Raw genomic sequence first — 18,762 nt, 5'->3', positions numbered from 1 at the left:
CGCGATGCCAGACGGCCAGCCTGGCGCCACTCTCAAACCGGTGAAAACAACGGATGTCTACAGAACACATGCTGCCGCTGGCGGTGCAGAACAAAAACATCTTTCGCCTGGCTGCCGCTCAGGCGCTGGCCGGCGCCAACTCGGTGGTCTTCTACGCTACCGGCGCGATAGTGGGTAACGCGATTGCCCCCAGCCCGTCGCTGGCCACGCTGCCGATCACCCTGTTTGTGCTGGGGATGGCGGCCTCCATTCTGCCTTTCGGCGCGCTGGCGCGAACGCGGGGCCGTAAAGCGGCGTTCAGGCTCGGCACCGGCGCCGGGATGGTGACCGGACTGGCGGCCGCCCTGGCGGTAGTGCTGAATTCTTTTCTGCTGTTTTGTCTCGCCGCGATGCTTGGCGGCGCCTATGCCGCCGTGGCGCTCAGTTTTCGTTTTGCCGCCACCGACGGCGTCGCCCCGGCGCGTCGCGCCCGTGCGCTGTCGCTGGTGATGGGCGGCGGTGTGGCCGCCGGGATCATTGGCCCGATGCTGGTCACCGGCACCATGCACCTCTGGCCGGCACATATCTTCGCCGTCACCTTCCTCGCTCAGGCGCTGGTTGCAGTGCTGGCCGCCTTTTTGTTGAGAGGGGTGACGCCGGCGGAGCCCACCGCGGCCAGCGTGCGCGGAGGGCGGCCGCTGCGCGAGATTGTCCGCCAGCCGGGTTTTGCCACCACGGTATTCAGCGGCGCGGTGGCCTATATGGTGATGAATTTTCTGATGACCGCCGCGCCGCTCTCCATGCATATGCACGGTCTTTCCCAGCAGGCCGCCAACCTTGGGATCCAGTGGCATGTGATGGCGATGTACGGCCCGGGATTTTTCACCGGCCGGCTGATCCAGCGCTTCGGCGCAGTGCGAATGGCGGCGGCGGGATTGCTGATCACCGCCGCGTCGGTGGCGGTCGGCCTGAGCGGTCTCGGCGTGTATCATTACTGGCTGTCGCTGATTTTGCTCGGCATCGGCTGGAACTTTGGCTTCACCGGCGCCTCGGCGAAAATCATCGATTTCCACCGCCCGGAAGAGAAGACCCAGGTTCAGTCGCTCAACGATTTTCTGGTCTTCGGCGTGATGATCGTGGGGTCGTTTTCGTCCGGGGTTCTGCTCAACGCCTTCGGCTGGAACGCCGTGCTGTGGGGCTCCCTGGTCCCGGTTGCGGTGGCGTTGTTGACCCTGCTGCTGCGCCCCTTATCCCCACCCCGCGCTTAGCGCCTGGCCTGCCGCTGCGCAGGCCGTCTTTTGCTTTTTTCAGCTATGCATTGCTGAAATTCATCTGACTCCTTGCGCGTAAAAACGTCACAGACGCTACATGCTGTAGTAATCTCTACAACATGACAATGCATCTCTTGATCCTTAACCTGACAACGTCTCAAGCCACGCTGCGCATGCGTGTCTGGCGAACCCTGAAGCAGAGCGGGGCAGCGGTCCTGCGCGATGGGGTCTATCTGCTGCCTGACGTGCGCCAGGGCTATGACACTTTCCTCAGCACCTGCCAGGCGATCCGCGCGGAAGGGGGGACCGGGTATGTTTTCACGATTGAGGCGGCGGAAGAAGAGGCGCTCAGGCCGCTATTCGATCGTCGTGAACAGTACGACGCGCTGTTGCAGGATCTGCAGGCGCTGCAGGGGACGTTATCCAACGACGAACTGGCGGCTCAGCTCAAACAACTGCGTAAAATTCAGCGTGACTACCGGCGGATCGAGGCCATTGATTTCTTTCCGGGGGCCGCCCGGGAGCAAGCCGCTGAGCGACTGGCCACTATCGAGCAGGTCATTAATCAGCGGCTATCGCCGAACGAGCCGCAGTCGGTGGCGGGCGAACTGAGCCTGCTGGACAGAGGCGCCTTTCGCGGCCGGCTGTGGGCCACCCGCCGACGCCCGTGGGTCGATCGTCTGGCCAGCGCCTGGCTTATCCGGCGCTTTATTGACGACGAGGCGCGGTTCCTGTGGCTGGCCGCGCCTGAGGACTGTCCGGCGACAGCGGTCGGTTTTGATTTTGACGGCGCGCCATTCAGCCATGTCGGCACGCTGGTGACCTTCGAAGTACTGGTCCGGCGTTTTGCGCTGGACGCGGTGATCCCCGACAGTCTGGGACGGTTGATCCACTTCCTGGACGTCGGTGGGGTACCGACCCCGGAGGCGGCGGGGGTAGAAAGCATTCTTGCAGGGCTGCGGGAAACCATTACGGACGATGACCAACTGCTGGCGGCAGCTTGCTCGCTGTTCGACGGCTTACTGAGGTCCTGTGAAATGAGGTCTGGCAATCATGAGCAAAACGGTCGTTCTTCCGCAGAGTGACAGTCCTTCCGTCGTCGCTTCCGTCTCCTTCTGGCAGGCATTTCGCTTTTGGCTCAAGCTTGGCTTCATCAGCTTCGGCGGGCCTGCCGGACAGATCGCCATGACGCACCAGGAGCTGGTGGATAACCGACGCTGGATCTCGGAAGGGCGATTCCTGCATGCGCTCAATTTTTGTATGGTCCTGCCCGGCCCGGAGGCCCAGCAGCTGGCGACCTATATCGGCTGGCTGATGCATAAAACCTGGGGAGGCGTCATCGCCGGGGTGCTGTTTATTTTGCCCTCGCTGGTGTTACTCATCGCCCTGGCGTGGATCTACCTCGTCTGGGGGGATGTCGCCGTGGTGGCGGGGATCTTTTATGGCATCAAACCCGCCGTAGCGGCGATAGTATTGCAGGCGGCGCACCGCATCGGCTCGCGGGCGCTGAAAAATGGCGCCTACTGGGCCATCGCTGCCGCTGCCTTTGTCGCTATTTTTGCGCTGAACGTTCCTTTTCCGCTGATCGTCCTCGCCGCGGCACTGGTGGGTTTTATCGGCGGACGGTTGGCGCCGACGACGTTCGGCAAAGCGGACGCCCACCGTGCGCAGAGTCACCCTGGCGGAGCCGCCATCATTGATGACACGACGCCGATTCCGGCCCATGCCATTTTCAGCTGGCGGCGCACCTCTCAGGTGCTGATCGCCGGAATGCTGCTGTGGCTGGTGCCGATGGCCGCCCTGACGCTAATGCTGGGCTGGGCGCATCCGCTGACCCAGATGAGCTGGTTCTTTACCAAAGCCGCGCTGATGACCTTTGGCGGGGCATATGCCGTCTTACCTTATGTTTACCAGGGGGCGGTGACCCACTATGGCTGGCTGACGGCAGGGCAGATGATGGACGGCCTCGCTCTTGGGGAATCGACCCCCGGACCGTTGATCATGGTGGTGACCTTTGTCGGGTTTGTCGGCGGCTACACCAAAGCGGTGTTGGGCGTCGATGATGTGCTGCTGGGGGGCATCGCGGCGGCGTGCCTGGTGACATGGTTTACCTTTTTGCCCTCGTTCATCTTTATTCTCGCCGGCGGGCCGTTTATTGAAACGACCCATAATAAGGTGGGATTTACCGCGCCGTTGACCGCCATCACTGCCGCGGTGGTGGGCGTTATCCTGAATCTGGCGCTGTTTTTTATCTGGCATAGCGTCTGGGGACCGTCCGGTTTCGACCCGTGGTCCGCAGCCATAGCCCTGGGCGCCGCCGGGCTGCTGTTTCGTTATAAGTGGAAGCTGACCTGGGTACTGGCCGCCGCCGCCGCAGTAGGGCTTATCGTCCATATGGCGGGACTGTCCGGCGCAGGATAAGGTCGGCGTTGGGCTGAGAGAAACGTGGACAGATGGGGGATTGGGGAGGGAGGCCAGTGCCTGAGCAGGCCCTGGCCGGATGGGTGGCAATTATTTATCTACGGGAGGCTCCTCCGCGAGATGCAGTTGACAATATTGCTCAACGCCCGCCTTTAGCATGTTAATAATCACCAGCAGTGTGGGTAAGTAAGGCACCAGTTTAACTAACAGCGAACTGATGGGTTCATCAATAATCAGTGCCAGCAGGGTATCCACTTTCTTTTTCCATGTTTTGTTATATTCCACACAAAAATTTTTAATATCGGCCGGCTGCGTTGAACGGGCAATCTGTTCGAGTTCTTCAATGGCGTTGAGTGCCGCTTTTATTTTCTCAATGTCGATTTGTTGAGTCATATTCGCCTCACGGTAATCGGAAAAAAACTGGATCATTCTTTATGTGGATTAAATAACAGCCACGGTAAGGTGTAATCGTACAGCGCTTTCACCGGCACCACGGATAAGTGGAAATGTTTATCGTGCGGGCTGACGCCATGGTAATCCCGCCATACCCAAGGCTGGACAGAAGCGCTAATGATCCGTTTGTTCCAGATAATATATTTAATTCGTTTGTCTTTGCTGGCGACCAACGCATCGACAATCGCCTGAGCATCACATTTATTTTGAGGATCGTGGGTAATATCGATAGCCGTTACCACACCAATATTTCCATCTATCACCTGCGGATTATGATCCGAGTTGGTGTGGGCATGATGTTCATCACCAATGGTGCCATCGCTGTCCTTGTTGCGATGCGGAGCATATTGATTAATCTGATCTCTGAGTATCAGCAGACTCTTTGCGACACGCCATACCATGTTATTTACCCTCCGGATTGAAACAGGGGTTTGAGCTGACCGGCTCTGCGCCAGGAACCACGTCATGATAAACCGGAGAAGGGGGGGCAGGATCGGCTACTGGATCCGCTTTCACGCTGCTGACTTGTTGCTTTTTCAGGTTTTTCACTTGCAACAGATAATTAAGAATGACGTTCCAGAACGCCGATCCGCCGCTTGCCATCAGGCCAATACATAATGTCATCAGGTCCGGATGTTTAATGGCCGAGAAACTGCCGGCGACGAAAGGTTGGGTCAAAAACGCCGTCAGAATACCGGCAACCACCGCTAATATCTGCAGGGCTGATTTGCGTCGTCCTTCGATGACCGGATCCTGATTTTCCAGATTAAGCCAGGGAAAATACCCTTTGATTATCTCTACCAGTCTTTCCGAGGCGATACTGATGGCGATCAGCATCGTAATGATGTTTTCAAGTTGCGAAGAAATGGCATCGCTCATATTATCCTCACTATTGCTGTGTTGAATAAAAATAATTTACAACGTTTTTATCATGTGCTTAATTCATAGGGGAAAATTTATGTCGACTCATTATACGGTCATTTTTGTCGTTCAGGCCGGTAATCGGCAAGTTGTAATAAAATGACAGCGCGTAATAAATAATCCGCCAGAGCGTGTTCGGAATAACTATTTAATTCGACACGAAAACTGAACCGTGGAATTAACCCGTGATAATAAATTTATCGTCGCTTTTTTGATGAGTATAACGGAGGAAACAGAGACGCCACTCATTCATATGAATGAGTGGCGTAAAAAAACTCGCCGCGCGGGTAGGAGGAAGAGAAGCGGGCCAGCGACCGGTTAGCGCGCCCCGGAATGGGGCGATCAGGTCGTGGGGGTTTCGCGGGTGGCCAGCGCCAGCGGGTTGCTGTCCAGTTCCAGCTGGTCGCGCAGCGCCCAGCCGCGCAGCTTGCCGGGGTTAAGCAATCCCGCCGGGTCGAGAGACTGTTTCACCGCCACGACGTCGGGGCGAATCACGCCCTGTTTGCCGTCCTCAACCTGCAGCACGTGGGGGTTGTTAATTTTGACGTCGTTGTCGCGAAATATCTGCATGATGGCGTTGAGCCGCGCGGGCGTGGTATAGCGCACCAACTGCAGACCGCTGGCGGTGACGTTGCCCTCGATATCGCGCAGGAATTCAATATGGGAAATCACCTCCCCGGCGAAGTGCTGCTCCATCTGTAAAATTTGCTGCGGATAGCGCAGCGGATCAAACGCCGTCTGGAGATAAGTCAGCGTATTGTCCACCTTGAGCGCATGCAGGGTGGTGTGGTTCCAGCAGTATTCCATTAACGAGGCGTTTTGCGTCCGGGCCTCGTCGCTGGCCTGACGGATGGCGTTGCTCCCGCGATGGCGCTGTAACAGGCTGGCGCAGAGTCCTTCGCTCTCCTCGGCGATCAGGCTGATAACCGCATGCTGCCCGGTGCGGTAACGATCCTTGAGGTGGCTAAAGTAGTCGGCAATCGGCGTGGCCAGCAGCGCGACCTGACGTTTTACCAGCCCCGGCGAGCGGACGCAGGCGTTGGCATAGTTCAGCGCATCAGCGAAATCGTCAAACACGTCCAGGCGCTCTATCCACTGGTGCACGGGCGCCAGCGCCAGCTCAACCTCCAGAATGATGCCGTTCGTGCCGTAGGCGTGATGCAGCAGCAGCGCTTCGGGAGCCGGGACGGTCAGCACGCGGGGGACCGGCTCGACGGTCATCACTTTGACGCTGAGCACATTGCCGGGCGCCGCCAGCGGCCCATAGTTGATGGAGCCGATGCCGCCGAACCCGCCGCCGTAGAGGCCGCCCAGGCTCGCCAGTCGGTAGGTCGACGGCATGCAGCGCAGCTCCCATCCCGTTGGGCGGGCGGCGGTTTCGATGTCTGCCAGACGAATGCCGGCCTGGGCGCGCACCGTGCCGTTGCCGAGGGCGACGATCTGGTTGAGTCCGGTCATATCGACCAGCAGCCCGCCTTCGAGGGGGACCAGTTGGCCATAGTTGCCGGTGGCGCTGCCGCGCAGCGTCAGCGGCAGCTGGTGCTGCGCGCAGGCGGCGACCAGCTGGCGCAGCTCCTCTTCGTCGCGTGGGCGAACCACCGCGTCCGCCTGTTTCCCCGCCAGTTGCTCAGTGAGTACCGGACTGAACCAGTGAAAATCGCGGGAAAGCCGTTTGATCTTCGCCGGCTGTAAGGTCCACTCCAGCGTTGGGAGTGCCTGCTGGATCGCCGCGACCGCGTGTTGACGCTGCTCATCAGTCATCATTTTTCTTCCTGTTCGTCAGCAAAATATTAATGAGATTGCACGGCTTCGCTTTCATGCCAGGCGCTGAGCGCCCGGCGCGAAACCCAGGACATCACGCCAAACAGCGCGATCCCGGCGAGAGAGATCAGCAGCAGCGCGGCAAACATCAGCGGGATATCCAGCTGGTAGCCAGCCTGCAGGATCTGATAGGCCAGACCGGTATTGGTCCCGCCGGTCCCGGCGACAAACTCCGCCACCACCGCGCCAATCAGCGACAGCCCACTGGAAATACGCAGCGCGCCGAAGAAATAGGGCAGCGCCGAGGGGATACGCAGCCGCACCAGCGTTTGCCAGCGGCTGGCGTGATTGAGGCGAAAATAGCTCAGCAGGCCGGGGGAGACGCTGCGCAGGCCCTGAGTGGTATTGGAGATGATGGGAAACACCGCCATCAGGGTGGCGCACACCACCAGCGAGAGCGTGGCATCCTTCACCCAGATGATGATCAGTGGGGCGATGGCGACAATCGGCGTCACCTGCAAAAACACGATATACGGAAACAGGGCGGTTTCCACAAAGCGGTTCTGCACCAGGATAAACGCCACCGCGGCGCCAATGACAATCGACAGCAGAAACGAGATCAGGGTGATCTTGAGGGTGAACAGCAGCGCCAGCAGCAGCGGCGTGAGATGCGTCCACAGGCTTTCCAGCATCACCAGCGGCGACGGCACCAGAAAGGCCGGGATGCGGAAATAGCTCACCGCGCCCTGCCACAGGAGCACCACCGCCACCGCGACGAGGGTCGGATAGAGAATTTTGAGAAAACGCGGATGCTGGACCCACGGCGTTGAGGTTGTGTTTTTCATATTATGACTCCATACCGGACTGGCTGGCCTGCAACAGACTGTCCTGCAGCTGACGGGCATACAGGGAAAAGGCCGGACTGACGCGGAACGCCTCGCTGCGCGGGAACGGCTCCCGGATGGCGATATCTTCGACCACCCGTCCGGGACGGGCCGCCATCATGATCACCCGCTGTGAGAGAAACACCGCTTCGTGGATCGAGTGGGTGACGAACACCACCGTCAGGTTCTGCTCCTGCCAGAGACGCAGCAGGTCGCTGTCGAGTTTATTACGCGTGATTTCATCGAGCGCGCCGAAGGGCTCATCCATCAGCAGCAGCTTTGGCCTGGTGACCAGGCCGCGGGCGATGGAGACGCGCATTTGCATGCCGCCGGAGAGTTCGCGCGGCAGGACGTCGGCGAATTTGCCCAGCCCCACCAGCTCAAGGACTTCACTCACCCGGGTATTACCTTCCGCGCGCGGCACGCCGGCCAGATCCAGCGGCAGCCTGACGTTATTGCGCACGCTGCTCCACGGCATCAGGGTGGCTTCCTGGAAGACGAACGACAGCGGATGCTGGGCTTTCTCCCGACTATCGCGCCGCCACAGCATCAGCTTGCCGTCGCTGGGCTCCACCAGGCCGGCGACCATCTTCAGCAGCGTACTCTTCCCGCAGCCGGACGGGCCGAGCAGGGTAATAAACTCCCCCTGATTGATGGTCAGGTTGACGGGCAGCAGCGCCCGGGTGCCGTTGCTGTAGATTTTCTCCGCCGACAGCACCTCGATGGCCGGGGTGGCAGAGGCGGGCGTAAAGCGGGTGTCGCTCATCACGGTCAGTTTCGGGGCGGTATTCATGGCATCACTCCGGCGTCTTTGACCATCTCCAGGGTGTAAGTCTGCTCAAACGGCACCTTGCTGGCGTCGATCAGCTTGTTTTTCACCAGCATGTCCCAGGTTTTCTTCAGCCGCGGCTCGGTGATGATGCCGATGCCGCCGGTCTTGGCATCGCCGCCGGTCACCAGCTGGTACTGCTTCATCTGGGCAATACCAAAGGCGATCTGCTCGGCGCTCATTTGCGGATTTGCTTTAGCGATCAGACTGTTGCCGGGGGTGGGATCCTGCAGGTAGCTTTTCCAGCCCTCCATGGAGGCTTTGACGAAGGCCGCCACCGCCGCCGGACGTTTGCGGATGGTGTCGGCCATACAGATAATCGAGTTGCCGTAGGGCGGATATCCCCAGTCGCTGAGCGGATAGACATAGAACGGCTGCCCGCCTTTGGCGACGGAGAACGGCTCGGAGGTCACGTAGCCCTGCTGCACCAGGTTTTTATCGGCGAGGAACGGCTGAACGTTAAAGGTATAGGGGCGCACTTTGCTGCCAGCCAGACCCAGCTCGCTCTTCGCCCACGGCCAGAAAGAGGTATAGGCCTCGGTAGCGAGCAGGAAGGTTTTGTCTTTAAGCTCCGCCGGGTTCTCCACTTTGTTATGAGTGATAAACACCGTCGGCGAGTGCTGGAACACGGTAGCGACGGTCACCGCATGCACCCCGGCCTGCCAGGTCTCCAGCGCCTGACCGTTGTCGCCAAGGGTACAATCGGCCTGACCGGCCGCCATCAACTGCATGACGTTGATCTGCGGGCCGCCCATTTTAATCTCGACATCGAGACCGGCGTGCTGATACAGCCCGGTGGCCTGGGCCTGGTAAAACCCGCCGTGCTCGGCCTGGGCATACCAGTTGGTGAGAAACGTAAACTTCTCCGCCGCGAAGCAGGAGGCTGAGGTCGCGAGGGCGGCCACGGTCAGCAGGGTAAAAACGAGCGTCGGTCTGGTATTCATCATGGCTCCTTGGATTCAGCAGCGAAAGAGGGGGGTAGGGACTGCACAAAGCCGTGCCAGTGCTGTTTGCCCCAGGTCGGTTCGTGACGTTCGACCCAGGCCATGCGGTGGATCTCGATGATCGCTTGCGCCCAGCTGGCGGCGAGGGAGTCGAGAAGCCCTTCGCCTTGCTCCCGCGTCGCCGGGGTCGGGTCGCCAATCACCCCGCTGGGGCCAAAGTCATAGGACGCCCACGCCGCCGCCGGGCGGCCTTTCGACAGGGTCGGGCAGGGGAATTCCGGCGGGAAGTTGGCGACCGCCCGCTCCATATGAACGCACTCCGGGGCCAGCGCCAGCATCAGCGCCGTTTCGCTATGTCCGGCGTGCATCGCCATCCGCTGTTCATGCGGGCTGAGAAACTGTTTTTCGCAGTTGGGTACGTTGAACACATCGTGCGGGATGGCGATGAAATCCCCGTGGCGCAGGCGCATTTCCCGGCAGGCGATTTGCAGGATCTGCGGCTGGCCGCCGTGGCCGTTGATCATCAGCAGCTTGCGAAAACCGGCCCGATAGAGGGATTCGGCGATCTCCAGCAGGGTATGCAGCAGCGTATCGCCGCTGAGGGTCAGGGTGCCGGGAAAATGCAGATGCTCCTCGGACTTACCGTAGACGATCGGCGGGATGGCGTAGGCCGGGATCGCCGCCGGCAGCCGGGCGAGGGCATGGCCCGCCACGCCGGAAGATATCACGCTGTCCACCGAGCAGGGCAGATGCGGGCCGTGCTGTTCGATCGCCCCGGTGGGGAGGACGATAACCGTATTGCTTTTATCCGGCAGGGCGGCCACGTCCGTCCAGCTCAGAAAAGGGAGAAAGCGCGCTGCAGGAATGTAACCGTTAATCATCGCGGTGCCTCGGAGTGAATTGGCTGGGGTAACCAGACGGTCGCTTCGACTTCAATCAATACCGTGGCGTCGGGCAGCATTTCGCTGACCTGGACCACGGTGGAAACGGGCGGCTGGTCGGGATAAAACAGCTTCCTGACCCGGCTGTAATAGGGAAAATGGTCAAGGTTGCGAAAGTACTGCACCAGCTTGATAACGTCGCTCATCTGCCCTCCTGCGGACGCCACGGTGCGGCGGATGCTTTCCAGGACGTACCAGCTCTGGGCGAGGATCGGGCCCTGTTTCGCATCGGTCGAAAATTCACCGGTCGCCCCCAGCAGCTCTCGCACCGGCTCAGGCACATCCTGAAAGCCGTTGACGATGGTGCCGGTCAGGGGATTGACCGGAATAATGCCGGAGAGAAAGATAAAATCGCCGGCTCTGCGCCAGGCGGCATACCGCGCCAGCGGCGCCCCCGCGCCTGCTTCAAGACTCATGTGCCATCTCCTCTTGCCACACGCGCCGGTGCGTTAACCTGCCGTGGTTAACCACCAGACGGGCGGCGCTGTTTAAAGGCCAGGTAAAACGGTCGCTACCCGGGAAAATCACCACGCTGGCCGCCGCGCCGATGGCAAAGGGCGCCGCGTCTGCCGGCGAACCGGTTAGCGCCGCGCGATCGCAGATCAGCCGCGACTGCCGGTCGAACAGGTTGCTGAGCTGAGCGCTGAACAGGCCGCAGGCCAGGGTGTCCAGCGGGTCGTAGCTTCCCGCCGGACAAAAAGCGTCCTGCACGTTGTCGCAGCCGAGCAGGGTGGCCACGCCGGCGGCCTGCGCCTCGTGCAGCAGCGTGATCCCCCGCTGGCGCGGCGTGCGACCGAACGTCGCATCCTGCAGCAGCAGGTTGGTCATCGGCAGAGCGATAAGCGTGACGCCGTGCGCCGCCAGCTGGCGCAGGATCGGCGCCGCCTGTTGGTCGCTGCCAGCGGCCAGCGCGCAGCCGTGGCTGCAGCAGATATGCCCGGGAAAAGGGTGGCGGGAGAGATGGTCCGCCAGCCAGGTCAGCCCCTGAGACACTTCGCTGAGCTCCTCATCAATATGCAAATCCAGATCCAGCTCCCAGCGGGCCGCGCTATCCAGCAGGTTTGCCATGGCGGCGGCGTCCCAGTTGGAGGAGTGGATGAAGCCGCCCAGCAGGCAGACCTCCCCGCTGGTGGCGACCGTTCGGGCAATGGCCCCGGCGTCCGCCGGATCGCGAAACAGGGGCAGCGGGACCAGCGCCACCCGCTCCAGGGTGATGCCGACGGTATCGAGGCGGGCGATCTCCTGCCAGGCGTCCGGTGCGTCGGCGGTAAACCAGTCGATATGGCTACGCAAATGGGTCACGCCATTTGCTGCCGCCCGGGCCAGCGCAGCGGACGCCCGACGTTGAATATCAGCCCTGGTCCAGTGCTGGCGATCCTCGTGCATGGCGTGGATCGCCGCCAGCAGCCCGGCCTGCGCCGGACGGCAGCGTTCAATGGTAAAGGTTTTGTCCAGATGGGCATGGGGTTCCACCAGGCCGGGGAGCGTCAACGCCCCCGCCAGGTCCCACAGGCCGGAAGCCGGCTCGACGGACGGCGTCACGGCGGCGATCCGTCCATCGCGAAAGGCCAGGTCCGCCAGCAGCGGTTCACCGTTGGCCCGCGTCGGCCAGCCGTCGGGCAGCGCCCAGGCCGGGAGTCGGGCGCGGCTGATACCGGCGAGCGGCGCGGAAGAGGAGGGGAACGTCATCGTCAGTCTCCTCACAGATCCAAAACCAGAACCGGCGATTTCGCCCGCGAACAGCAGAGCGTGATCTGGTCGTTGCCCGCTTTCTCTTCCGCCGTCAGCACGCTGTCCCGGTGTTCGGGGAGCCCGTTGAGGACCCCGGTAATACACGACCCGCACATTCCCTGTTCGCAGGAGAGCATCACTTCCACGCCGGCGTGCTGTAATACCTGAGCAATGGTTTGATCCGCGGCGACCTGCAGGCGCTGCCCGCTGGAGGCCAGTTCAATATAAAACGCATTTTTCGCCGCAGTATTATTTTCCGCCGCGGGAGTAAAACGCTCGAAGACGAATTGCGACGGCGACCAGCGATATTCCTCCATGACCGACTGCAGTCGCTGAATAAAACCCTCCGGGCCGCAGGCGACCACTGCGGTATCAGGATCGGGTGTGGTTAAGCAGGCGGGGATCCGCTGGCGAAACGACGCGCCTTCCTCGCTACAGTGGATCGCCACCGTGCCGCCCGCAGCCAGCTGGGTCAGGCGCGGGGAGAAGGCCGTCTGGCGCGAGCTGGCGACATAATAATGCAGCTCCAGCGCCCCCTTTCTGGCGGCAATTGCTTCAGCCATCGCCAGCAACGGCGTGATGCCGATACCGCCGGCAAACAGCAGGTAGCGCCCGGCCTCCGGCAGGGGAAAATGGTTGCGCGGAGGCGAAATGGCGAGCCGATCGCCGGATTTCACCTGCTGGTGCAAATAGCGTGAGCCGCCGGTGGAGGTGTCAGTCAGCCTGACGCAAATTTCATAAGTATTACTGCGGTCAGGCGTGCCGCACAGGGAATACTGCCGGGGGCCAACGCCGGGAATAATAATATCGATATGCGCCCCGGCAGAGTAGGCCGGTAATATTTCCCCGGCCGCCGCCTGCAATATTAATGATAGATTTCCCTCTCCATTGGGGCGTATTTCCCCGACCGAGACCGAAATAAGATCGTGGCTGTGCATTACCGTTTACTCTCCCTCATTCCGCTGTCTGCAGGGCGGCCAGGGTCGGCGAAGAGATAACTCCTCTTCGCGGTAAACTGTCCGGCGTGCAAGAAAATGGGTGAAACGATCGTTTCTCCGCTATGAATGCTACGGTATTGTGATAAAACTGTTGCGTCCAGAGCTTTGATTCGCACAACCCGTTGCAAAAAAGAGAGCACCCAAACTATGTTTGCCTTCTCCCGATTTCTGCTCTATTTCACCGAAGTGGCCCGTCAGGGATCGTTTCGTAAAGCGTCAGAGGCGCTGCATGTGTCGGCGTCTTCCATCGACCGTCAGATTTTGCGCGTGGAACAGGAGCTGGCGATGCCGCTCTTCGAGCGCCACCCCACCGGGCTGCGGCTGACCGCCGCCGGGGAGCTACTCCTGCACGCGGCCAATAACTGGAAAAAGGACTTTACCCGGGTCTGCGAACAGCTGGATGACCTGCGCGGGTTGCGGCGGGGGCATGTGCGCATCGCTACCATCGATGCCATTAACCGGCATTTTTTTTCGACGATGCTCAAAGAGGTGCATAAACATTATCCCAACATCTCTTTTACATTGACCACCATCAACAATATCCACATTCAGCAGGCGCTGATCTCCGGCGAGGCGGATTTCGGCATCATGCTCAATCCCCAGACCTCCCGCGAACTGCAGGTGCGGGCGTTTGCCGAGATGAATATGGGTATCGTGGTGCCGACCGGCCATCCGCTGGCCAGCCGCAGCGCCGTGCGCTTTAGTCAGTGCATCGACTACCCGTTTATCCTGCCGTCCGCCCCGTTGATGATCAGCGAGCCGGTGGAGGCGCTGGTGAATATCAGCGGCAACGAGGTGAAGGAGGTGGCGGTGTCGAATAACATTCACATGATCCGCACCCTGATCAAAGAGCAGATGGGCATCGGCATCCTGTGCCGGCTGGATATTCTCGATGAGATCGAGTCCGGCCAGCTGGCGTTTGTACCGCTAACCGATCCGCAGCTTAAGCCTTTCACGCTGGCGCTGTGCGTCTCGCCCGCCCGCCAGCTTTCCCTCGCCGCCTCGATGATGTTGAACCAGCTGGAGATGCTCTTCAGTCAGCTGTGAGACCGGGCAGGCACTAAAATCATTCATTAACGCACCATGATGGTGCGTTTTTGGTGTGCATGAATCAAAGGTTGCATGCCCGTGGGCGGCGGCGCAGGCGATTTATCGCGGCTGCTCGCGGGACAATCAAATCTGGCATTGTTTTTGTATAGCTGAGTGTGAGTAGAAGCGGTCAGTACGGGTTATCCATACGGGACATTGCTCAGTCACCATGTCGCGGTTCAATGTTGACCGGGATGGGAGGCTGAGCCGTGGTTTGCTCGCCCCTCTCCCGGCATGAAGAGGAGAGGGATAATGAAAAGTCGTGCACGCCTTCCCCGGGGCTTTCGCTGGCTGGGCCTGATGGCTCTCGGCGGTGTCTCGCTGGCCATTCAGGCCGAGGAGAAAATCGTTCTGCTGACCTCCTGGTACGCTCAGGCTGAGCAGGGGGGTTATTATCAGGCCCAGGCCACTGGGCTGTACAAAAAATATGGTCTCGACGTCGAGATCCGCTCCGGCGGACCCCAGGTCAACGGCATGCAGTTGCTGTTGTCGAAGCGGGCCGATGTGATCATCGGTTACGATCTGCAACTGCTGGAAGGCATTCAGCGCGGCTTCCAGGCAAAGGCCATTGCCGCGCCCTTTCAGTACGATCCCCAGGGGCTGCTGACCCACGCCGATGTCACCTCCCTGCAGGGGCTGAAAGACAAAACGCTTCTGGTCTCCAGCTCCGGTCAGGCGACGTGGTGGCCGTGGCTGAAGGCGCAATACCAGCTGAGCGACGCTCAGGTTCGCCCCTATACCTTCAATATTCAACCCTTTGTCGTCGATGACGCTGTCGCCCAGCAGGCCTATGTCAGCTCCGAGGTGTTCCAGGTGCAGAAGGCCGGGGTGAAGGCGAACTTCTTCCTCTTTTCCGAGCACGGCTATCCCCCGTATGGCGGCATCCTTATCGCCCGCCCGGACACCATCGCCGAGCGGAAAGCGGCGATGGCGAAGTTCGTCCGCGCCTCAATGGAGGGTTGGGTGAGCTATCTCAAGGATCCGGCGCCGGGAAATGCGCTGATTAAGCAGGACAATCCGAAAATGACCGACGATCTGCTCGCCTGGGGCGTGACCCAGATCCGTGAGCATCACCTGATCGACGGCGGGGATGCCGCCAGCCAGGGCTGGGGGACGATGACCGACGCGCGCTGGCAGAAGACCCGCGACTTTATGGTCAGCGCCGGTCTGCTGGCGGCGGCCACCGACTGGAAACAGGCCTACACCACCGAATTTGTTCAGGCCATGCAGGTTAAACCCTGAGGAGCGACGCCATGTCATTAATGATTAAAAATGCCCATGCCATCCTCAGCGGTCTGCCCGGAGAGGCGGCGCGGCTGGCCGGGCCGGATATTCGCATCCGCGACGGCAAGATTGCCGCCATCGGCAGCCTGACGCCGCTGCCGGAAGAGCGACAGATCGATGCCCGCGACTGTGTGATCTATCCGGCATGGGTGAACACGCACCACCATCTTTTTCAGTCGCTGCTGAAGGGCGAGCCGCAGGGGCTGAACCAGAGCCTGACGGCCTGGCTGAGCGCTACGCCGTACCGCTTTCGCGCGGCTTTCGATGAACATACCTTTCGTCTGGCGGTGCGCATCGGCCTGGTGGAGCTTCTGCGCTCGGGCTGCGCCAGCGTGGCGGATCACAACTACCTTTACTGGCCGGATATGCCTTTCGATACCTCGGAGATTGTCTTCAGCGAAGGGGAAGCGCTGGGGATGCGCATCGTTCTGTGCCGGGGTGGGGCGACCCAGGGTCGGGCGGTGGAACAGGATCTGCCTGTGGCGCTGCGTCCGGAAACCTTCGACGGCTATATGGCGGATATCGAACGGCTGGTCAGCCGCTATCACGACCCCCGGCCCGATTCTCTGCGCCGGGTGGTGATGGCGCCCACTACCGTCTTGCACTCCGCGCCGGGCGCCCAGCTGCGGGAGATGGCGAAGCTGGCCCGCCAGCTGGGGATCCGGTTGCACAGCCATTTATCGGAAACCGTCGATTATCTCGACGCCGCGCGGCAGAAATTCGCCATGACGCCGGTTCAGTTCTGCGCGGAACACGACTGGCTGGGAAATGACGTGTGGTTTGCCCATCTGGTGAAGCTGCTGCCGGAGGAGATTGCCCTGCTGGGCCGCACCGGAACCGGCATCGCCCACTGCCCGCAAAGCAACGGCCGGCTGGGCAGCGGCATCGCCGATCTGCTGGCGCTGGAGCAGGCCGGGGTCCCGGTCTCGCTGGGGGTGGACGGCGCTGCCTCCAATGAAGCGGCGGATATGCAAAGCGAAGCCCATGCCGCATGGCTGCTGCAACGCGCGCGCAAGGGGATGCTGGCGCAGCCGCGCTACGCCGGGGGCACCTTCGAGGGGGGAGCCGATGCGGCCACGGTGGAGGATGTGGTGCGTTGGGGCAGCGCCGGCGGCGCGCAGATCCTTGGCTTAGCGCAGACCGGCACCCTGCAGGTCGGCATGCAGGCGGACCTCGCCATTTACCGGCTGGACGATCCGCGCTACTTCGGCCTGCATGATATGGCCATTGGGCCGGTGGCCTGCGGTGGGCGCGCCGCGCTGAAGGCGCTGCTGCTCAATGGCCGCCCCATCGTGGAAGACGACGCCATTCCCGGTCTCGACCTTGACGCGATGCGCCACGACGCGCTGGCGGCCGTCCGTACCCTCCAGCAGCGCGCCGCTGTTTAACTGATAACAGGATAATGACGATGAACGCAACCACTCAGAATCAACGCTACGCCTTACAGGAACTGGAAAAAGAGGCGCTGATGGGCGCCCAGGGCGAAGAGACCTTCGCCCGCGAAGTGCGCTGTATCGACCTGTCGAACTTTGCCGAAAGAAAAAATGACATTGCCGAACAACTGTGGGAGGCGGCGGTGGAGATCGGCTTCTTCCAGGTCAGCCACCACGGTATTCCGCTGGCGGATATCCGCCAGGCGTTCAGCATGACCGAGGCGTTTTTCGACCTGCCCGACGAGGTGAAGCGCCAGTATCCGCTGGCCGGCAACGCCGGCTGGGAGAGCAAAGCGCAGGTTCGGCCATCGACCCGCACGCCGGATCAAAAAGAGTCGTATCAGATCACCCGGCCGCTGATGGCCGGGCGCTGGCCCAGCGATCGGGAGTTGCCAGCATTCCAGCAGACGATGCTCGGGTTTGAATCGCAGTGCTGGCAGCTGGGGATGAAGATCCTCTCCTGCTTTGCTTTGAAGCTTGGTTTTCCGGAATCGTTTTTCACCACCGCGCACGATCCGCTGCGAGACACCTACCAGAGCACCTTGCGCATGCTGCATTACTATGCGACCGAGCAGTCGCAGCAGGGGATGTGGCGGGCCGGCGCGCACACCGATTTTGACTGCCTGACGCTGCTGTTCCAGCGCCCCGGCCAGGGCGGCCTGCAGGTTTGTCCTGGTAAAGACCGCGAAAGCCAGCAGTGGACCAGCATTGAGCCGCGCGAGGAGGTGATCACCTGCAATATCGGCGATATGCTGATGCGCTGGAGCGACGACCAGCTGCCGTCTAACTTCCACCGGGTGAGAAATCCGCTGCCCCACGAATATCAGGGGCCGCGCTACAGCCTGGCGTTTTTCTGCCAGGCCAATAAAGATGTCGAGATCCTCGGGCCGCAGAGAAAGTACCCGCCCATCAGCGCCGAGGATTATCTGCAGCAGCGGATCCAGGCCAATTTTGCCAAAGGGTAAACGTACCGGCGCGGGTCACTGCTGTTCAGGAGCGGCATGACCACGCGCCACGACCACCTTTTCCCGGCCGAGTACAGTAGCGAGATGGTCGGGCAGGGGCTGGTCAGTAATTAAACGACTGATGCCCGACCAGCCCGCGTAGTGGTAGGGATAGGTGAGGTCGAACTTCGAGTGGTCGGCGACGACAATGCTCTTCGCGGCGCGCTGGATCATCGCCCGGTAAACCGTTCCACTGTCGATTAACGCCTCGCTTGGCCCATCGGCGGCGATACCGCTGGCCCCCAGTAACGTATAGTCCGCCGTGAACTGGCTGAGGAACTGAAGCGTCTGCGCACCGGTCATTGCCCCTTCGGTAGCGCAGTACTCCCCGGGAGCGACGATCACCCGGATGGTTGGATTCATCGACAGCACCGTTGCGACGCCGAAGGCGTGGGTGATGACCGTGATATCCCGCAGCTCGCTGGCCATCCGGCGGGCAACATGTACCGTGGTGGCGCCGGAGCCGATCATGAATATTTTGCCCTCGCGCATACAATGGACGGCATCTCGGGCGATGCGCTCGCGCTCTTCGGTAAACAGCTGGTGGCGCTCCGTGACCGTCGGTTCACTGTTCATGGCCCGCACCGCACCGCCGTAAGTTCGGTTCAGTACGCCCCGGCGGGTCAGTTCGTCGAGATCGCGACGGATGGTTTCGGTAGAGACACCGTGGGTGCGCGCCATATCCCCAATCCGCAGGGTCGGGGTCTCAGCCAGTTCGCGCAGGATCTGTTGCTGACGGTCTTCTTTTCTCTTCGACATGAACGCTGGTTACTCTCCCTGAAGTCGCTGATGCCGTTAATATACCTGCACGCCGAGGGC

Annotated in this window: 19 protein-coding genes; 7 read left to right on the top strand and 12 right to left on the bottom strand. The window is 60.9% G+C overall.

Annotation, left to right across the window (positions count from 1 at the left end):
- The first annotated feature begins 53 nt into the window (after positions 1 to 53).
- From A1WC_RS11110 to chrA, 3 genes are all read left to right on the top strand, one after another.
- Positions 54 to 1,247, top strand: a complete 1,194-nt coding sequence (locus tag A1WC_RS11110; RefSeq protein WP_223168491.1) for an MFS transporter — start codon at positions 54 to 56, stop codon at positions 1,245 to 1,247.
- Positions 1,248 to 1,375: 128 nt separating this feature from the next.
- Entirely contained in the window at positions 1,376 to 2,335 is a 960-nt protein-coding gene (locus A1WC_RS11115; RefSeq protein ID WP_016161236.1) for a chromate resistance protein ChrB domain-containing protein, read from the top strand.
- On the top strand, positions 2,304 to 3,671 hold the full coding sequence (chrA, locus tag A1WC_RS11120) for a chromate efflux transporter (protein WP_016161235.1): 1,368 nt from the start codon (positions 2,304 to 2,306) through the stop codon (positions 3,669 to 3,671). The genes A1WC_RS11115 and chrA overlap by 32 nt, the downstream gene beginning before the upstream one ends.
- A 90-nt stretch (positions 3,672 to 3,761) precedes the next feature.
- On the opposite strand, the gene A1WC_RS11125 is transcribed toward chrA, so the two are convergent.
- From A1WC_RS11125 to A1WC_RS11175, 11 genes are all read right to left on the bottom strand, one after another.
- A complete protein-coding gene (locus A1WC_RS11125) occupies positions 3,762 to 4,064 on the bottom strand; it encodes a hypothetical protein (protein WP_051975541.1) in 303 nt (100 codons plus the stop codon).
- A gap of 32 nt (positions 4,065 to 4,096) precedes the next feature.
- Positions 4,097 to 4,525, bottom strand: a complete 429-nt coding sequence (locus A1WC_RS11130) for a hypothetical protein (protein WP_016161234.1) — start codon at positions 4,523 to 4,525, stop codon at positions 4,097 to 4,099.
- Position 4,526: 1 nt separating this feature from the next.
- Entirely contained in the window at positions 4,527 to 5,003 is a 477-nt protein-coding gene (locus tag A1WC_RS11135; protein ID WP_008804564.1) for a hypothetical protein, read from the bottom strand.
- Positions 5,004 to 5,387: 384 nt separating this feature from the next.
- On the bottom strand, positions 5,388 to 6,809 hold the full coding sequence (locus tag A1WC_RS11140; protein WP_016161233.1) for an FAD-binding oxidoreductase: 1,422 nt from the start codon (positions 6,807 to 6,809) through the stop codon (positions 5,388 to 5,390).
- Between the two features lie 26 nt (positions 6,810 to 6,835).
- Positions 6,836 to 7,651 (bottom strand): ABC transporter permease, encoded by an 816-nt coding sequence (locus A1WC_RS11145; RefSeq protein ID WP_004175779.1) that lies wholly within the window; start codon positions 7,649 to 7,651, stop codon positions 6,836 to 6,838.
- Position 7,652: 1 nt separating this feature from the next.
- Positions 7,653 to 8,483 (bottom strand): ABC transporter ATP-binding protein, encoded by an 831-nt coding sequence (locus A1WC_RS11150; RefSeq protein ID WP_004175785.1) that lies wholly within the window; start codon positions 8,481 to 8,483, stop codon positions 7,653 to 7,655.
- Positions 8,480 to 9,463 carry an ABC transporter substrate-binding protein gene (locus A1WC_RS11155; RefSeq protein ID WP_016161232.1) on the bottom strand — a complete coding sequence of 328 codons (984 nt, stop codon included), beginning with the start codon at positions 9,461 to 9,463 and terminating at the stop codon, positions 8,480 to 8,482. The genes A1WC_RS11150 and A1WC_RS11155 overlap by 4 nt, the downstream gene beginning before the upstream one ends.
- Positions 9,463 to 10,344, bottom strand: a complete 882-nt coding sequence (locus tag A1WC_RS11160) for a creatininase family protein (RefSeq protein ID WP_016161231.1) — start codon at positions 10,342 to 10,344, stop codon at positions 9,463 to 9,465. Before A1WC_RS11160 ends, A1WC_RS11155 begins: the two co-directional genes overlap by 1 nt.
- The gene (locus tag A1WC_RS11165; protein WP_016161230.1) at positions 10,341 to 10,820 is read right to left on the bottom strand and encodes a RidA family protein; all 480 of its coding nucleotides are present in this window, start codon (positions 10,818 to 10,820) and stop codon (positions 10,341 to 10,343) included. The genes A1WC_RS11160 and A1WC_RS11165 overlap by 4 nt, the downstream gene beginning before the upstream one ends.
- A complete protein-coding gene (locus A1WC_RS11170) occupies positions 10,810 to 12,093 on the bottom strand; it encodes an amidohydrolase family protein (protein ID WP_016161229.1) in 1,284 nt (427 codons plus the stop codon). The genes A1WC_RS11165 and A1WC_RS11170 overlap by 11 nt, the downstream gene beginning before the upstream one ends.
- Positions 12,094 to 12,104: 11 nt before the next feature.
- Positions 12,105 to 13,073 carry a PDR/VanB family oxidoreductase gene (locus A1WC_RS11175; RefSeq protein WP_016161228.1) on the bottom strand — a complete coding sequence of 323 codons (969 nt, stop codon included), beginning with the start codon at positions 13,071 to 13,073 and terminating at the stop codon, positions 12,105 to 12,107.
- A 207-nt stretch (positions 13,074 to 13,280) separates the two neighbouring features.
- On the opposite strand from A1WC_RS11175, the gene A1WC_RS11180 reads away from it, so the two are divergent.
- The 4 genes from A1WC_RS11180 to A1WC_RS11195 all read left to right on the top strand — a co-directional run bounded on the left by A1WC_RS11180 (position 13,281) and on the right by A1WC_RS11195 (position 17,904).
- Positions 13,281 to 14,180, top strand: a complete 900-nt coding sequence (locus A1WC_RS11180) for a LysR family transcriptional regulator (RefSeq protein ID WP_004202952.1) — start codon at positions 13,281 to 13,283, stop codon at positions 14,178 to 14,180.
- Positions 14,181 to 14,474: 294 nt separating this feature from the next.
- Entirely contained in the window at positions 14,475 to 15,464 is a 990-nt protein-coding gene (locus A1WC_RS11185; protein WP_016161227.1) for an ABC transporter substrate-binding protein, read from the top strand.
- Between the two features lie 11 nt (positions 15,465 to 15,475).
- Positions 15,476 to 16,894 carry an amidohydrolase family protein gene (locus A1WC_RS11190; RefSeq protein WP_008804574.1) on the top strand — a complete coding sequence of 473 codons (1,419 nt, stop codon included), beginning with the start codon at positions 15,476 to 15,478 and terminating at the stop codon, positions 16,892 to 16,894.
- 20 nt (positions 16,895 to 16,914) lie between these two features.
- Positions 16,915 to 17,904, top strand: coding sequence for an isopenicillin N synthase family dioxygenase (locus A1WC_RS11195; protein ID WP_016161226.1), 990 nt, complete (start codon positions 16,915 to 16,917; stop codon positions 17,902 to 17,904).
- 15 nt (positions 17,905 to 17,919) lie between these two features.
- On the opposite strand, the gene A1WC_RS11200 is transcribed toward A1WC_RS11195, so the two are convergent.
- Positions 17,920 to 18,702, bottom strand: a complete 783-nt coding sequence (locus A1WC_RS11200) for a DeoR/GlpR family DNA-binding transcription regulator (protein ID WP_004898673.1) — start codon at positions 18,700 to 18,702, stop codon at positions 17,920 to 17,922.
- Between the last annotated feature and the right edge of the window lie 60 nt (positions 18,703 to 18,762).

Source organism: Klebsiella sp. KTE92 (assembly GCF_000398905.1).
Taxonomy (GTDB): Bacteria; Pseudomonadota; Gammaproteobacteria; order Enterobacterales; family Enterobacteriaceae; genus Klebsiella; species Klebsiella variicola.
This window is presented reverse-complemented; position numbering and strand designations above follow the sequence as displayed.

Bases quoted from the DNA above. Each gene is read 5' to 3' on its own strand.
- A1WC_RS11110 (WP_223168491.1), top strand. From the start codon at position 54: ATGTCTACAGAACACATGCTGCCGCTGGCGGTGCAGAACAAAAACATC.
- A1WC_RS11115 (WP_016161236.1), top strand. From the start codon at position 1,376: ATGCATCTCTTGATCCTTAACCTGACAACGTCTCAAGCCACGCTGCGC.
- chrA (WP_016161235.1), top strand. From the start codon at position 2,304: ATGAGCAAAACGGTCGTTCTTCCGCAGAGTGACAGTCCTTCCGTCGTC.
- A1WC_RS11125 (WP_051975541.1), bottom strand. From the start codon at position 4,064: ATGACTCAACAAATCGACATTGAGAAAATAAAAGCGGCACTCAACGCC.
- A1WC_RS11130 (WP_016161234.1), bottom strand. From the start codon at position 4,525: ATGGTATGGCGTGTCGCAAAGAGTCTGCTGATACTCAGAGATCAGATT.
- A1WC_RS11135 (WP_008804564.1), bottom strand. From the start codon at position 5,003: ATGAGCGATGCCATTTCTTCGCAACTTGAAAACATCATTACGATGCTG.
- A1WC_RS11140 (WP_016161233.1), bottom strand. From the start codon at position 6,809: ATGATGACTGATGAGCAGCGTCAACACGCGGTCGCGGCGATCCAGCAG.
- A1WC_RS11145 (WP_004175779.1), bottom strand. From the start codon at position 7,651: ATGAAAAACACAACCTCAACGCCGTGGGTCCAGCATCCGCGTTTTCTC.
- A1WC_RS11150 (WP_004175785.1), bottom strand. From the start codon at position 8,483: ATGAATACCGCCCCGAAACTGACCGTGATGAGCGACACCCGCTTTACG.
- A1WC_RS11155 (WP_016161232.1), bottom strand. From the start codon at position 9,463: ATGAATACCAGACCGACGCTCGTTTTTACCCTGCTGACCGTGGCCGCC.
- A1WC_RS11160 (WP_016161231.1), bottom strand. From the start codon at position 10,344: ATGATTAACGGTTACATTCCTGCAGCGCGCTTTCTCCCTTTTCTGAGC.
- A1WC_RS11165 (WP_016161230.1), bottom strand. From the start codon at position 10,820: ATGAGTCTTGAAGCAGGCGCGGGGGCGCCGCTGGCGCGGTATGCCGCC.
- A1WC_RS11170 (WP_016161229.1), bottom strand. From the start codon at position 12,093: ATGACGTTCCCCTCCTCTTCCGCGCCGCTCGCCGGTATCAGCCGCGCC.
- A1WC_RS11175 (WP_016161228.1), bottom strand. From the start codon at position 13,073: ATGCACAGCCACGATCTTATTTCGGTCTCGGTCGGGGAAATACGCCCC.
- A1WC_RS11180 (WP_004202952.1), top strand. From the start codon at position 13,281: ATGTTTGCCTTCTCCCGATTTCTGCTCTATTTCACCGAAGTGGCCCGT.
- A1WC_RS11185 (WP_016161227.1), top strand. From the start codon at position 14,475: ATGAAAAGTCGTGCACGCCTTCCCCGGGGCTTTCGCTGGCTGGGCCTG.
- A1WC_RS11190 (WP_008804574.1), top strand. From the start codon at position 15,476: ATGTCATTAATGATTAAAAATGCCCATGCCATCCTCAGCGGTCTGCCC.
- A1WC_RS11195 (WP_016161226.1), top strand. From the start codon at position 16,915: ATGAACGCAACCACTCAGAATCAACGCTACGCCTTACAGGAACTGGAA.
- A1WC_RS11200 (WP_004898673.1), bottom strand. From the start codon at position 18,702: ATGTCGAAGAGAAAAGAAGACCGTCAGCAACAGATCCTGCGCGAACTG.